The sequence below is a fragment of the Streptomyces griseus subsp. griseus genome (assembly GCF_003610995.1).
Lineage (GTDB): Bacteria > Actinomycetota > Actinomycetes > Streptomycetales > Streptomycetaceae > Streptomyces.
The window spans coordinates 4,306,207-4,318,331 of the sequence record NZ_CP032543.1; the positions used below are offsets into that span (position 1 = coordinate 4,306,207).

11 protein-coding genes and 3 pseudogenes are annotated in these 12,125 nt (G+C 71.1%); 9 read left to right on the plus strand and 5 right to left on the minus strand.

The window, feature by feature from the left end:
* The first annotated feature begins 186 nt into the window (after positions 1 to 186).
* On the plus strand, positions 187 to 1,188 hold the full coding sequence (locus D6270_RS19375; protein WP_109164295.1) for a hypothetical protein: 1,002 nt from the start codon (positions 187 to 189) through the stop codon (positions 1,186 to 1,188).
* Positions 1,189 to 1,411: 223 nt separating this feature from the next.
* Positions 1,412 to 1,738 (plus strand): nuclear transport factor 2 family protein, encoded by a 327-nt coding sequence (locus D6270_RS19380; RefSeq protein ID WP_109164294.1) that lies wholly within the window; start codon positions 1,412 to 1,414, stop codon positions 1,736 to 1,738.
* A 96-nt stretch (positions 1,739 to 1,834) separates the two neighbouring features.
* Here the strand turns inward: D6270_RS19380 and D6270_RS33240 are convergent.
* Positions 1,835 to 2,089, minus strand: a pseudogene (locus D6270_RS33240) (RNA polymerase subunit sigma-24); the annotation flags it as partial.
* 7 nt (positions 2,090 to 2,096) lie between these two features.
* Between D6270_RS33240 and D6270_RS33245 the strand changes: the two are divergent.
* Positions 2,097 to 2,411 (plus strand): annotated as a pseudogene (locus D6270_RS33245) (hypothetical protein); the annotation flags it as partial.
* A 129-nt stretch (positions 2,412 to 2,540) separates the two neighbouring features.
* Here the strand turns inward: D6270_RS33245 and D6270_RS19400 are convergent.
* On the minus strand, positions 2,541 to 3,020 hold the full coding sequence (locus D6270_RS19400) for an NUDIX hydrolase (RefSeq protein ID WP_109164293.1): 480 nt from the start codon (positions 3,018 to 3,020) through the stop codon (positions 2,541 to 2,543).
* A gap of 69 nt (positions 3,021 to 3,089) precedes the next feature.
* Positions 3,090 to 3,418 (minus strand): annotated as a pseudogene (locus D6270_RS19405) (SAM-dependent methyltransferase); the annotation flags it as partial.
* A gap of 224 nt (positions 3,419 to 3,642) precedes the next feature.
* On the opposite strand from D6270_RS19405, the gene D6270_RS19410 reads away from it, so the two are divergent.
* The 3 genes from D6270_RS19410 to D6270_RS19420 all read left to right on the plus strand — a co-directional run bounded on the left by D6270_RS19410 (position 3,643) and on the right by D6270_RS19420 (position 6,116).
* Complete coding sequence (locus tag D6270_RS19410) at positions 3,643 to 4,743, plus strand: hypothetical protein (RefSeq protein ID WP_109164292.1); 1,101 nt, start codon at positions 3,643 to 3,645, stop codon at positions 4,741 to 4,743.
* 101 nt (positions 4,744 to 4,844) lie between these two features.
* Positions 4,845 to 5,168, plus strand: a complete 324-nt coding sequence (locus D6270_RS19415; protein WP_109164291.1) for a hypothetical protein — start codon at positions 4,845 to 4,847, stop codon at positions 5,166 to 5,168.
* Positions 5,169 to 5,471: 303 nt separating this feature from the next.
* Entirely contained in the window at positions 5,472 to 6,116 is a 645-nt protein-coding gene (locus D6270_RS19420) for a dihydrofolate reductase family protein (RefSeq protein WP_109164290.1), read from the plus strand.
* Positions 6,117 to 6,370: 254 nt separating this feature from the next.
* Here the strand turns inward: D6270_RS19420 and D6270_RS19430 are convergent, their stop codons facing one another.
* Positions 6,371 to 6,817 (minus strand): anthrone oxygenase family protein, encoded by a 447-nt coding sequence (locus D6270_RS19430; RefSeq protein ID WP_109164289.1) that lies wholly within the window; start codon positions 6,815 to 6,817, stop codon positions 6,371 to 6,373.
* A 97-nt stretch (positions 6,818 to 6,914) separates the two neighbouring features.
* Between D6270_RS19430 and D6270_RS19435 the strand changes: the two genes are divergently transcribed.
* Both D6270_RS19435 and D6270_RS19445 read left to right on the plus strand, forming a co-directional pair.
* Positions 6,915 to 7,493: a TetR/AcrR family transcriptional regulator gene (locus D6270_RS19435; protein WP_109164288.1), complete on the plus strand. Its 579-nt coding sequence runs from the start codon at positions 6,915 to 6,917 to the stop codon at positions 7,491 to 7,493.
* Positions 7,494 to 8,066: 573 nt separating this feature from the next.
* Positions 8,067 to 8,969, plus strand: coding sequence for a CPBP family intramembrane glutamic endopeptidase (locus D6270_RS19445; RefSeq protein ID WP_109164287.1), 903 nt, complete (start codon positions 8,067 to 8,069; stop codon positions 8,967 to 8,969).
* Positions 8,970 to 9,020: 51 nt separating this feature from the next.
* Here D6270_RS19445 and D6270_RS19450 read toward each other — a convergent pair whose 3' ends face one another.
* Positions 9,021 to 9,620, minus strand: a complete 600-nt coding sequence (locus D6270_RS19450; protein WP_109164286.1) for a TetR/AcrR family transcriptional regulator — start codon at positions 9,618 to 9,620, stop codon at positions 9,021 to 9,023.
* Positions 9,621 to 9,808: 188 nt separating this feature from the next.
* Here D6270_RS19450 and D6270_RS19455 point away from each other — a divergent pair, with 188 nt between their 5' ends.
* The gene (locus tag D6270_RS19455) at positions 9,809 to 12,091 is read left to right on the plus strand and encodes an exo-beta-d-1,3/1,6-glucosidase (RefSeq protein WP_109164285.1); all 2,283 of its coding nucleotides are present in this window, start codon (positions 9,809 to 9,811) and stop codon (positions 12,089 to 12,091) included.
* The last annotated feature ends 34 nt before the right edge of the window (positions 12,092 to 12,125 follow it).

Below are 12,125 nucleotides of genomic sequence, written 5' to 3' on the forward strand. Positions count from 1 at the left end.
GGCGTCCGGGGGAGGGGTGACGAAGGCGCCGGAGTGTCGGGGACGGGTTTTCGGGCGCCTTGGTGCCATAAGTTCGCTTTATGGGTCGAGAGGAAGAAAGAGGCTATCCGTACCGCCGAATCGCCGGGAAGCTGATGATTTCCAGCCCCTGCGAACGAAATCGATGGTTCTGTGAAACGTAGATGCATGGCCCTGCTGGTGGCGGTCTCGGTGGCCACCCCGGTACTTCTGGGAGGCGCGTCCGCCGTCGCCGACCCGGTGAGCAAGCGGCCTCGTCCCGTCCAGGCGACGGAGGGGACGACGAGCGATGACCGCCGGAGTGCGCGGAGCGGCGGTCTCGTGACAGGGCTCAGGAGGGTGCCCGCAGAGTTCCTGGCGGGCGGCGCCTGGCGGGAGTTCGACCTCGTGCTGACGAACATCACGGGGAAGGAGATGTCCGACTTCACGCTGGACTTCCAGGTGATCACCTACCACCCCGACCCGTCCCTTCTTCCGTCGCACATGTCCGTCCGGGCGATGCTCGACGGCTCGTGGCAGGACATGGAGCTGTGGGACATGGGAGCGCGGGACGTGGACGTGCTGCTCCCCGTCGAAGGCATGACGCTGCCACCCGGAGAGACCGTCATCCCGATGCGGATGAAGTTCTCCGGGGACGCTCCGTCCGTCCGGTTCTTCCTCGGCCCACGGGCCGACGAGGACCATGCGGAGAGCTGTGACGAGGACTACTGGGAAGTCTCGGAGATCGTCCGTGGCGCTGGTCCCGGGCCTGACCCGGAGCCATCGGCCGGTCCCGGCCCCTCCACGGGCCCGTCGTCCGACCCCTCTCCGGTTCCTTCGGCGGATCCCAGCGCTTCCATGGATCCGAGTCATGATCCCTCCGCCGACCCGAGCCGTGGCCCCTCCGTGGACCCGGGCCGTGAGCCCTCCGTGCATCCGGGCCCGGCCTCGTCACCCGGCTCCGGTCCCGGCCCTGCCACGGCCTCCGCTCATCCCCTTCCCGCACCGGAGTTCACCCAGCCCGGGACGGGTCCTTCAGGAGCCGCCTCCGATGCGGGCGACCACCTCGCCCGGACGGGAAGCGATACGGCGACCACGATGGTCCTCGGTATCGGCGGTGCGCTGATCCTGCTGGGGGCCGTGTTCGCCGTCGTCGGCCGCCGTGCTGCGCGGCGCGGCGGCCGCGCGTGACTCACCGGGCCGGATGAGCGCCTGCTACCTCCTGCGCGCCGGACTCCGCATCATCTAGGCGACGGCCGCCCTCCCCGGCTCTGCGACGGAGGGCGACCGCTTCGCCCGCCGGTCGGCCCGCCGCCTCGACATGCGGCGACGGGCCGACCGGCAGAGACTCGGTACGGATCGATCACCGAGGCCGGACCCCGTTCCCGGCCTGCCCGTACCGAGGAGGAACGCCATGACCACATCGATCAGCGACCCGGTGGTCGAGAGGTTCGTCGCCGCCGTCAACGCGGGCGACGAGAGCGCCTTCAAAGCCGTCCTGACCGACGACGCCACGATGTCCGACGACGGCAGCGAACGGGATCTGGCCGCCTGGACGGAGAAGGAGATCTTCTCTCCGAAGGCGAACGGCCGGATGGACGTCGTGCAGGCCTCGGACGACGGCCGCACCCTGGTCGTCGACTACACGAACGACACCTGGGGCACGATGCGGACGCGCTGGTCCTTCACGGTCACCGGCGACCGCGTCAGCCGCTTCGAGACGGGCCAGGCACCCGCCTGAGGCCCCGCTCCTCCAGGATGCTTCGTGAGCCCGTTCCTTGGGGGCGCTTCTTGAGCGACCGGCCCTGAGGGGCCCGCCTCACTTGTCCCGCAGCCACGGCCGCAGGACCGTACCGACCAGGCCTCCGCCGTCGGCGGTCATCACGGCGGCCGGGCCGAGCAGGCCGACGAGGGCGGCGATGTCCGCGCTCTCCCACGCCTCCTCGACCCGCCGTACGTCTTCGGCCTGCCCGGATCCCGGCGGCCGGTCCGGTGCCGGGGCGCCGCGCGCCCGCCGCCGGGCGGAGGCCGCGAGCTGCTTGCAGGCGGCGGAGGCCCGGCCGAGGACGACGGCGACCTCGGCGAAGGCGTAGTGGGTGCTGCACAGCGTCGGAGCGCGCGTGATGTACGGGGCGTCGATGCTGTCCGTGCTCGCTGCGGTGCCGGCCTGGAAGCCGGGCGGTGGATCGCCGAGACCCCTCTGGTACGCGACCGGCTTCCTGGCCCTCGGATCAGCTCAGGGGGCGGCCGGTATCGCGCACCTGCCGTCGGCCCATCTCCCCCTCGGCGACCCGCAGGAACCCGGCCTCTCCGGGACCCGCCAGGAGGCTCGGTCGGCGGCCGGCCCAGGCACCAGTACGCACGGTCCGCCGTCGAGGTGGGCGAGCGGCTCCTCCGAGGGCTCCTCCCCCTGACGGCGGGCCCGAAGTCCCGTCGTACGGCCTCGACCGAGGTCTCATGGTTCCACCTCCGGGCCACGTGCGGCCGCTCCAGCCACGAGATCAGCAACGGGAAGTCGTCCTCGGTGAGCCGACGCCAGGTGATCATCGGGGGCCCTCCAGCAGGGCGCGCGTCTCGTCGCTGACGGCCGGGAGATCGTCCGGGTCGGCCCAGGCGGATCCGTCGTGCTCGCTGAGGATGATTGCTCCGGGGGCTCCGGGGGCTCCGGCGGCTCCGGGGGCTCCGGCGGTGACGCTGACCGCGAAAGTGAACTGCCGGGTGCTGCGGCCACTTCGGGAGGTGTAGTCGAAGCTTCCTGCGTGCCCGGTGACCTGGGTGACAGCGAGCCCGGTCTCCTCCATGACCTCCCGGCGCAGGGCGACTTCGAGCCGTTCGCCGGCGTCGACCCCGCCACTCGGCAGCTCCCACAGCCCTCCGAGGAAGTCGTCGGCCCGCCGCCTGAGCAGGAGCACCCGGCCGTCCTCGTCGGTGATCAGCGCGCCGACGACGTACTTCTCGATCCCGTCCCGCCGGGCGTTGGCGAGGAGGCCCTCGGTGACCGAGTCGGGGAGGAGGAAGGTCACTTCGGCGGCTCCTTCTGGCAGCGGCTCCGGCTACGGCTTCTGCGAACGGCCGGGGGCAGGGCTCCCCCGTCACCGAGCGACGGCGCGGACCAGGAGCGTACCGATGTGTCCGGGGTGCGGGGCGTCCAGCACTTCCGCGTGGGTCGTGGCGAACCCGGCCCGGGTCAGCAGCCGCTGCCACACGGCCGGGTGGTAGCTGTGGCGGTACGTGAACATCGCCTTGCCCGCGAAACCGCCCTTGTACCTGCCCTGCGGCCTGTACGCACCGGGGATGGCCGGAGGCCGCGAGAGGGTGAACACCCCTCCGGGAGAGAGCCGTTGGCGTACGAGAGGGAAGAGGCGGCTGGATCGGTGAACCAGGCGGCTCCGAAGACCGAGTGGACGGCGTCGTACGTCTCCCCGAGGTCATGAAGGAGTGACCCGCGTGGGTCGGTGTCCTCAAGGCTTCGGCAGATCCTGAGTCATCAGGTTGCGGTACCGTAATCGTGTCATCACGCGCCGTGTGCGCATGTGTGCGGGGTTACCGGCATGCATGCGCGTATGGAGCGGCCCCCGGCGGTGTTCGAGCACCGGCCCGGGGACCTTCACCACCAGTGGATAAACAGAGAAAGGTCCACCCGCGATGCTGTCGCATGTTATCCCGCCCCCTCGGGGCTACACGAAGGTCCCCAACGGCCTTGTACGACAGTCGCGTCTGGGCAGCGACGCGAAGATTCTGGTCATCTACGTGCAGGGGCTACCCGAAGGCGATCGTGACAAGGCCCTCAGTGAGCACGCCCGTGCCCTTCACATCACCGGGCGGCGGTACCAGAAGGCCAAGTCCGAGCTGGTGGCGAGCGGTTACCTCCATGAGAAGCGGGAGTCCGTCGCCGGTGGGCGGTGGCGGACCGTGCAGGTCTTCTCCAACTCCCCGCTGACGGAGGACCAGGCCGCGCGAGTGCGGGCCGGAATCCCGGCCGACGGGTACGAGCTGCTGGGCACGGCCTCCGCTCCGGGTGCGCACATTCCGACGGTCGGTGTTCCGAGTCCTCGGGTGGCCGGTGGTCTATTACCCGCAGGCGAAGAACTGGGGAATAACGCATCCCACCCACCCACCGAAGCGAGTCCGGGCGAGGACGTGGACGAGGCTGAGAGTGAGGGTGGGGGTGAGCCGGAAGGGGCCGACGGGGCTGAGGGGGCCTCCTGGGGGCCTCGCGAGGAGCTTCCTGGTGGGTCCTCCGACGGGCCTGAAGTGGCCGCCGCCGAGCGCGTACTGCTCTCCCTCCGCCACGAGCAGCGCCAACTCCATCTCGGCGTGCGTGAGGCCCGTACCCTCGCCGGGCTCGCCGCCGAGTGGCTACGGCGCGGCGTCACCGCTGCGGATCTGCGCCGGGTCCTGTGCAGCGGGCTGCCGTCGGAGGGGGTGCGGACGGCGGTGGGGTTCCTGGCGCACCGGCTCCGCGAGAAGCTGCCCGCCGCCCCCGAGAGCGGGCCTGCGTCGGAGCCGCCCCCGCCGCCACCGGCCCTGATCGCCTGCGCCGGGCCGGGCGAGGAGCACCTGTTCCGGCCTCATGTTCCGTGGGCCACGACCTGTGGGCCCTGTTACCGGGAGGAGCAACGCGCCTTCTGGGCCGATGCGCAGGCCCGGGCCGAGGCAGTGCCCGAACCTCCGCCGTGGCGGGAGCGGTTTGCGGCCGTTGCGGTGGACGGAGCCGCCGCGGACGCGGAGGGGGGTGGCTTGTGAGGCGTGTTGCTGGAGGGGTCGGTCGTGGCTGCTGTGGTGGGCTGTCCGTAACCTCCGTGCGTGCGCTGGTGGTTATGCCGTTCCACCTGGAGGACTGAGACGTGCCCGACCGGCCCGAGATCGTGTGTATCTGTGGTTCCACCCGGTTCGCGGAGGAGATGCTCGCGGCCAACCGGGAGCTGACCTTCGCCGGCGTCATCGTCGTCGCACCCGGCGTCTTCGCCCACTCCGGGGACCGCGAAACAGGCGAGAGGATCACCGGCGAGCAGAAGGCCGCTCTGGACGCGCTCCACCTGCGGAAGATCGACCTGGCCGACCGGGTTCTGGTGGTCAACCCCGGCGGGTACATCGGTGAGTCCACGAGGCGGGAGATCACGTACGCCCGCGGCGCCGGCAAACCCGTCTCCTTCACCGATCCCGTCTGACCGGTCGGTGCTTCGCGGTGCGCCAAGTCTCTTCGGCGGCGCTCGGATCAGTCGGTACTCCGCGCCTTGGCCTCCAGCGTGCGAAAGGTGTCGGCGAACTTGGATCGCGTGGGCGGTGCCGGGGAGGGAGTGGGCCACGCGGCGTGGGTGGGGGCCGTTGTCAGAGGTGGCTGGCAGCATCGGTGTCGGCAGCGCTTCTACGGCCGGTCGCGGCCGGGCCGTTCCGGCGTTGTGTGGTGCGCGCGATGAGTTTTCCCGGTTCGGCACGTCTTCGTACCGTCGTCGACAACGTAGGAGGAACACATGGCTCAGCTGCTGAGAGTCCAGAACTTCACCGTCTCCAGTGACGGGGTCGCGGCCGGTGAGGACCAGACCCTTGAGCACCCCTTCGGGCATGTCGACCCGGGGCGGCTGTTCTCGTGGGCCGGCGCCACGGCGAGCTGGCCGATGCGTACGGAGGCGGGGGGAAGCCGGGGGCTGGACGACTACTTCACGCGGGACTTCGAGCGCAACATCGGCGCCGAGATCATGGGACGGAACAAGTTCGGTCCCCAGCGCGGGCCCTGGCCCGACCACGCGTGGCGCGGCTGGTGGGGCGAGGAGCCTCCCTTCCATACGCCGGTGTTCGTCATGACCCACCACGAGCGCCCCTCGTTCACGCTCTCCGACACCACGTTCCACTTCGTCGGCGGCGACCCGGCCGATGTGCTCGCGCAGGCCCGGGAGGCGGCTCAGGGCAAGGATGTGCGGCTCGGGGGCGGGGTCACCACCATCAGGGAGTTCCTCGACGCCGACCTCGTCGACGCGCTGCACGTGGTGGTCGCGCCGGTGAAGCTGGAGACCGGGCTACGGCTCTGGGACTCGCCCGACGAGCTTCTCGACCGGTTCCACCTGGAGGCCGTCCCCAGCCCGAGCGGGGTGACGCACCACCTGTTCTGGCGGAGGTGAGCGGTGAGGGGGCGGGTCCGTCGCCGGGTATGGCCGCGTGACTCGCCCTCGCGCCCTCTCGACGCCGCCCGTCATCTCCGCCGGCTCGCTCGCCGCTTCCCTCAGCCCGTGCTCACCGCCTCCGGTGGTCTGCTGCTGCTCTGGGAGGTGCGGGACGCCTCCGCGTCCCTCTCGGCCTGGCGTGACGTTGAGATCCGGCGCCGGCACACCCGACGGCCCTCCACTGAGGCGGAGGTACGGGAGTGGTTCGACCCTCAGCCGCGTGCGACGACCAGCAGGGTGAAGGCGGCGATGATGACCGCGACGCGGATGAAGTGGTAGCGGTCCCAGCGGTTCATCTGCTCCTTCCAGTCCTCGGGCGCGTTCTCGGGGGTCCACGTCTTGCCCCGGTTGTTGATCGGGACGAGCAGCAGAATCGACATGATCACGCTCACGATCAGCAGCGCGGCGGCGATGACGACGAGGCCGGTGCCCTCGGTGTTCCATCCGGCTATGGCCCATACCGCGCTCAGGACGAGCGACCCGATGTACCAGAACGGCATCACTGCTCCGAGCATCCGGCCCCCATGGGCGCGGCCGCGCAGGCCGTTGTCGCCGGGGAGTGCGTCGAGGATCCGGTTGATGACGAAGGCGACGGAGAACTCCACACCCACCATCAGGCCGACGATCACGGTGGTGAAGACCTCTAGTGCGTTGAGCATGGTGGCCCCTTCCGAGACTGGAATCTAGCGGCGCTAGGTGATGTGGCAACGCTAGACCTGTCGATGCTTCGTTGTCTAGCGGTGCTAGGATCGAATCATGTCGGTACAGGAACGCAAGGCCCGGGAACGGGAGAGCCGTGAGCGCCTCATCGTGGCGACGGCCCGTGAACTAGCCGAGCAGCAGGGCTGGGACGCGGTCACCACGCGTCGGCTCGCCGAGCGCATCGAGTACAGCCAGCCCGTGCTCTACAGCCACTTCCGCGGCAAGCGCGAGATCATCGGCGCCGTCGCCCTTGCGGGTGCTGCCGAGATGGCCGTGGCGCTGCGGGCCGCGACCTCCGCGGCGGACGGCCCTCGCGACCGGGTCACCGCCCTCGCCCGCGCCTACCTCGACTTCGCCGACCGCAACCCGGCGGTCTACGACGCCATGTTCCAGCTCGACGGCGGCCTGGCCTTCGCGGCCGAGGAGACTCCGGAGCCGCTCAAGGACGCCTTCGCCGCCCTGTTGGAGACCCTCGGCGAGGTCGCCGGGGACGGCGTCCACCCGGCTCTGTTCACCGAGGTGTTCTGGGCTGCACTCCACGGGCTGGCCACCCTGGCCCGGGCGGGACGGCTACCGCCGGAGCACACCGAACGGCGGGTGGAACTGCTGGTGGACCGGCTCGCCGTGGTCTGACGCGCCGTGGTCTGACGCGCCGTTCCGGCAGGCGGGCAGGCGGAGGGCATGCAGGCGGAGGGCAGGCAGGTGAACGGCCGGGTGGACGGACAGGGCGGACGGGACTGGGGCCCGTGCCTGCCTCCCGGTTGGCCTGCCGCCATGCCTGATGCCTCTGTCGCCGCAGCCTCCTCTTCCTCAGCCCTTCCCAAGCCCTTCCCACCCGCTTCGACGGTGACCCCGACCGTGTCGCACTGGTCGTTCCCGGCGTCGGGTAGCCGCCCGTCGGGTCGCTGCTGCACTGTGCGAGCAGCGTGCTGCGCAAACACGGGTGGACCGTGCAGGAGGTGCGTCCCTGCGCCATGACGTCCTGGAGACACCCTCGGCGGGGCGATGGCGCATTGACCCGGGGTGCCGGGCGCCAGCAAGATCCTTGGTGTGAAACCTGACATACCTCCTTCGCCCTGGGACCCGCCCCCGCCCCCGTCCGCCTCCGACGGATCCGCCTGGCCGCAAGGCCCCGGACCCGGCCCCGGCTGGCAGCAGGGGTGGCAGGTGCCTCCGCACGGCCCCGTACCACCCCCGCCCGGGCCCGTGCGGGCCGAGGCCGGGGCCCGCTACGACCAGCAGGGGCGTAACGGGGTGGGCGGCAGGTTCGGGTGGCTCGGGGAGTTGTCGCTCGTCCTGCTCCTGGTCGTCGTGGGCATCGTCGTCGTCACCGGGATCGGGGCCGTCCTCGCGGAGGTGCTGGACGCGGGGCCCACGGCGGCGGACAGCGAGGTGTTCTTCGAGGACCCCGTGGCCGACATGGCCCTCCAGCTCATCGGCATCGCCATCGGGATACCGATCGTGCTCTGGGGCGCCCGCTACCTGGGCCGGCGCCCGGCCGGGACCGTCTCCTCGGTCGTCGGGCGGCTGCGGTGGAAGTGGCTGGGGCTGTGCGCCGCCGTCGCCTTTCCGCTGATCATCGTCCAGTTCGGCGTCATGATCGCGTGGACCTGGGGCGAGGAGTCCGCCGAACCGGCCGGGGACGGCTTCCCCGGCTGGACCGCCTTTCTCGTGAGCCTGGCCGTGCTGGGCGCGCTGGTCCCGTTCCAGGCGGCGGCCGAGGAGTACGTCTTCCGGGGCTGGCTCGTCCAGGTGATCGGGCGGACCGCACGGTCGCCGTGGCCCGCCGTCGTCGTCGCGTCGCTCCTCTTCGCCCTGGCCCACGGGTTCGGTCAGCTCAGCGGGTTCATCCTGTTGTTCTACTCGGCGCTGTGGTGGGGCTGGCTGGTGATCCGCACCGGCGGCCTGGAGGCGGTGATCACCCTCCACGTCGCCAACAACCTGCTGGCCTTCGGCCTCGCGGCCGGCTTCGGCGAACTCTCCTCCACCGGGACGGCGGCCGACGCGCCCTGGCAGGCCATGGTCGTCGAGTTCGTCTTCGCGCCGCTGTACTGCCTGGGGATGGCGTGGCTCGCGGACCGGCGGGGCGTTGAGCGGGTGAGCGCCTGAACCCGGTGCGGCGAGCCCTCCCGCGGCGAGCCCTCCCGGGTGGGCCGCAGCTCAGAACCGTACCGTCAACTGCGCCTGTACATGGGCTCGCAGGACGCCCGCCATGTCCGTCGTGCAGCCGCTGATCAGCCACTGGATCTGGAGGCCGTCCATCAGGGCGATCAACTGCTGCGCGGCGGCGGCCGGTTCGACGCCGTCGCGTAGTTCGCCCGCCTCCCGGGCCTGGGCGTAGGCGTGTTCGGTGTTGGCGACCGACGTACGGTAGCGGGCCTCGAAGTACGCGTGGGCCGGGTGGTCGGGGGAGGTGGCCTCCGCCGCGACCACCGAGAACAACTCGACGATCCCGCGCCGCTTGGCGTTCAGCTCCGCGAGGTCCACCAGCCGGCGCAGATGGTCGACGCCCCGGGTGACGCCGAGCGCCAGCCACTCGTCGTCCACGTCGTCGCGTCGCTGGAGCACCGCGAGGAGCAGGGCCTCCTTCGTCGGGAAGTGGTGCAGGAGGCCCGGGTGGGAGATGCCGCAGCGGGTGGCGATGACCCGGAGCGAGGCGCCCCGGTAGCCCGCCTCGCCGAACAGGGTCATGGCCTGGTCGAGGATCTCGATCCGCTTGGCCCGGCCCTTGGCGTAGCCGCGCCGCGTTTCCGAGGTCACGCGCGTTCACCCGCTGTCATCGGACGCCTCTCTCGTTCCGCCCCGCGCTGCCGCCGAGCCCTCTCCTGGTGGGGGCCGGTGCTCCGCCCCAGATTCTCACAGGGACGAATACTTACCATTCCAATACTTACCAAGCGGTCGGTATTGAGCGTACGGTACTGCGGAGTGCCGTCGTGAAAGGAACTCCCGTGGGCCTCCTGCCGCCGTACCTCGACCCCGCGCTCCCCGTCGCGGACCGGGTCACCGATCTCCTGGGCCGCATGACGCTGCCCGAGAAGGTCGGCCAGATGCTCCAGCTCAACGCCAAGGAGGGCGTGCGGCACCTCGTGGAGGACCTGCACGCGGGGTCGATCCTGCACGCCTCGCCCGAGCGTGTGCTGGAGGCCGCCGCCCTCACCGAGAAGACCCGGCTGCGCATCCCGCTCCTCGTGGCGGAGGACTGCATCCACGGGCACTCCTTCTGGGAGGGCGCGACGATCTACCCGACGCAGCTCGGCATGGCGGCCACCTGGGACACCGGCCTGGTGGAGCGGATCGCGCGGGCGACGGCGGTGGAGGTCGCGGCGACCGGCGTGCACTGGACGTTCTCGCCGGTCCTCTGCATCACCCGGGACCTGCGGTGGGGCCGGGTCAGTGAGACCTTCGGCGAAGATCCTCATCTCATCGGCGAGTTGGCCTCCGCCATGGTGCGCGGCTACCAAGGTGAGGGGCTCGGCGACCCGACCGCGATCCTGGCCTGCGCCAAGCACTTCGCCGGGTACTCCGAGACCCAGGGCGGGCGGGACGCGAGCGAGGCCGACATCTCCCGGCGCAAGCTGCGCTCATGGTTCCTGCCGCCGTTCGAGCGGGTCGCCAAGGAGGGGTGCCGGACGTTCATGCTCGGCTACCAGTCCATGGACGGCGTGCCGATCACCGTCAACGACTGGCTCCTCGGCGAGGTGCTGCGCGGCGAGTGGGGCTACACCGGCACGCTGGTCACCGACTGGGACAACGTCGGCCGCATGGTGTGGGAGCAGAAGATCTACGCCGATTACGCGCAGGCCTCGGCGGCGGCGGTCCGCGCGGGCAACGACATGGTGATGACCACGTCGAAGTTCTTCGAGGGCGCCCAGGAGGCGGTGGCGGAGGGCGCGCTCACGGAGGCGGAGATCGACGCCGCCGTACGCCGCATCCTGACGCTCAAGTTCGAGCTCGGCCTCTTCGAGAACCCCCGCCACCCCGACGCCGCCCGGCAGGCCGAGTTCATCGGCAGCGCGGAGCACGCCGCCCTCAACCTGGAGGCGGCCCGGCGCTCGCTGGTGCTGCTGACCAATGACGGCACGCTGCCGCTGGCGGGCGGTCTGGAGCGGGCCGGGGAAGGGCGGGCCACGGGGCCCGGTCCTCGTACCGTGGCCGTCGTCGGTCCCAACGCTCATGACGCGCAGACCCAGTTGGGGGACTGGGCGGGCTCCTCCGGGCAGGCGGACTGGCTCCCCGACGGGCAGCCGCGCGCCATGATCCGTACCGTCCTCGACGGCTTCCGCGACAAGGTGCCCGCCGACTGGACCGTCTCGTACGCCCCCGGCGCCCGCATCCTGGACGTCGGGCCCGACCCGGAGGGGGAGTTCTTCCCCGACGGGCAGCCCCGCCCCGAGGTCGTCGTCCCGGCCGCGCCGGACCCGGCCCTGATCGGTGAGGCGGTCGCCGCCGCGGAGGCCGCCGACCATGTGGTCGCGGTCGTCGGTGACCGGATCGAGTTGATCGGTGAGGGCAAGTCGACCGCCACCCTCGAACTCGTCGGCGACCAGGTCGCGTTGCTGGACGCACTGGCGGCGACCGGCAAGCCGCTGGTCGTCGTGGTCATCAGCTCCAAGCCGCTGGTGCTGCCGCCGTCCGCGCTCGGTGCGGCGGCGATCGTGTACGCGGCCAACCCGGGGATGCTCGGCGGTACGGCGGTGGCGGAGCTGCTTCTCGGGCTGATCGAACCGACCGGCCGGCTCCCGCTCTCCTTCGCCCGGCACGCGGGGCAGCAGCCGACGTACTACAACCAGGTGCGTGGCCAGCACGGCACGCGGTACGCGGACCTCACCCAGAACCCGGCGTTCGCATTCGGGGAGGGGCTGAGCTACACGACGGTCACGTACACCGGTCTGGAGCTGCTGACGGCGGTCGTCGAGCCGGACGAGACCGTACGGGCGCGGGTGACGCTCACCAACTCCGGTGCCCGGCCCGCGCTGGAGACGGTCCAGGTGTATGTGAGTGACACCGTGACCTCGGTGACCTGGGCGGAGAAGGAGCTGAAGGCGTACGAGCAAGTGGCCCTGGAGCCGGGGGAGTCACGCCAGGTGGTGATCGACCTTCCGGTCGCAGCATGCACGTTGGTGGACGCGAAGGGGCGGCGCGTGGTGGAGCCGGGGCGCTTCGAGCTGCTGGTGGGGCCGTCGTCGCGGGACGAGGTGCTGCTGCGGGCGGAGTTCACGGTCAAGGGGTGAGTCTCGGGAGGTCGCGGTGAGGGGGCGCGCCCGG

Coding starts and splice junctions, on each gene's coding strand:
- D6270_RS19375 (WP_109164295.1), top strand. CDS start 187: ATGGCCCTGCTGGTGGCGGTCTCGGTGGCCACCCCGGTACTTCTGGGA.
- D6270_RS19380 (WP_109164294.1), top strand. CDS start 1,412: ATGACCACATCGATCAGCGACCCGGTGGTCGAGAGGTTCGTCGCCGCC.
- D6270_RS19410 (WP_109164292.1), top strand. CDS start 3,643: ATGCTGTCGCATGTTATCCCGCCCCCTCGGGGCTACACGAAGGTCCCC.
- D6270_RS19420 (WP_109164290.1), top strand. CDS start 5,472: ATGGCTCAGCTGCTGAGAGTCCAGAACTTCACCGTCTCCAGTGACGGG.
- D6270_RS19430 (WP_109164289.1), bottom strand. CDS start 6,817: ATGCTCAACGCACTAGAGGTCTTCACCACCGTGATCGTCGGCCTGATG.
- D6270_RS19435 (WP_109164288.1), top strand. CDS start 6,915: ATGTCGGTACAGGAACGCAAGGCCCGGGAACGGGAGAGCCGTGAGCGC.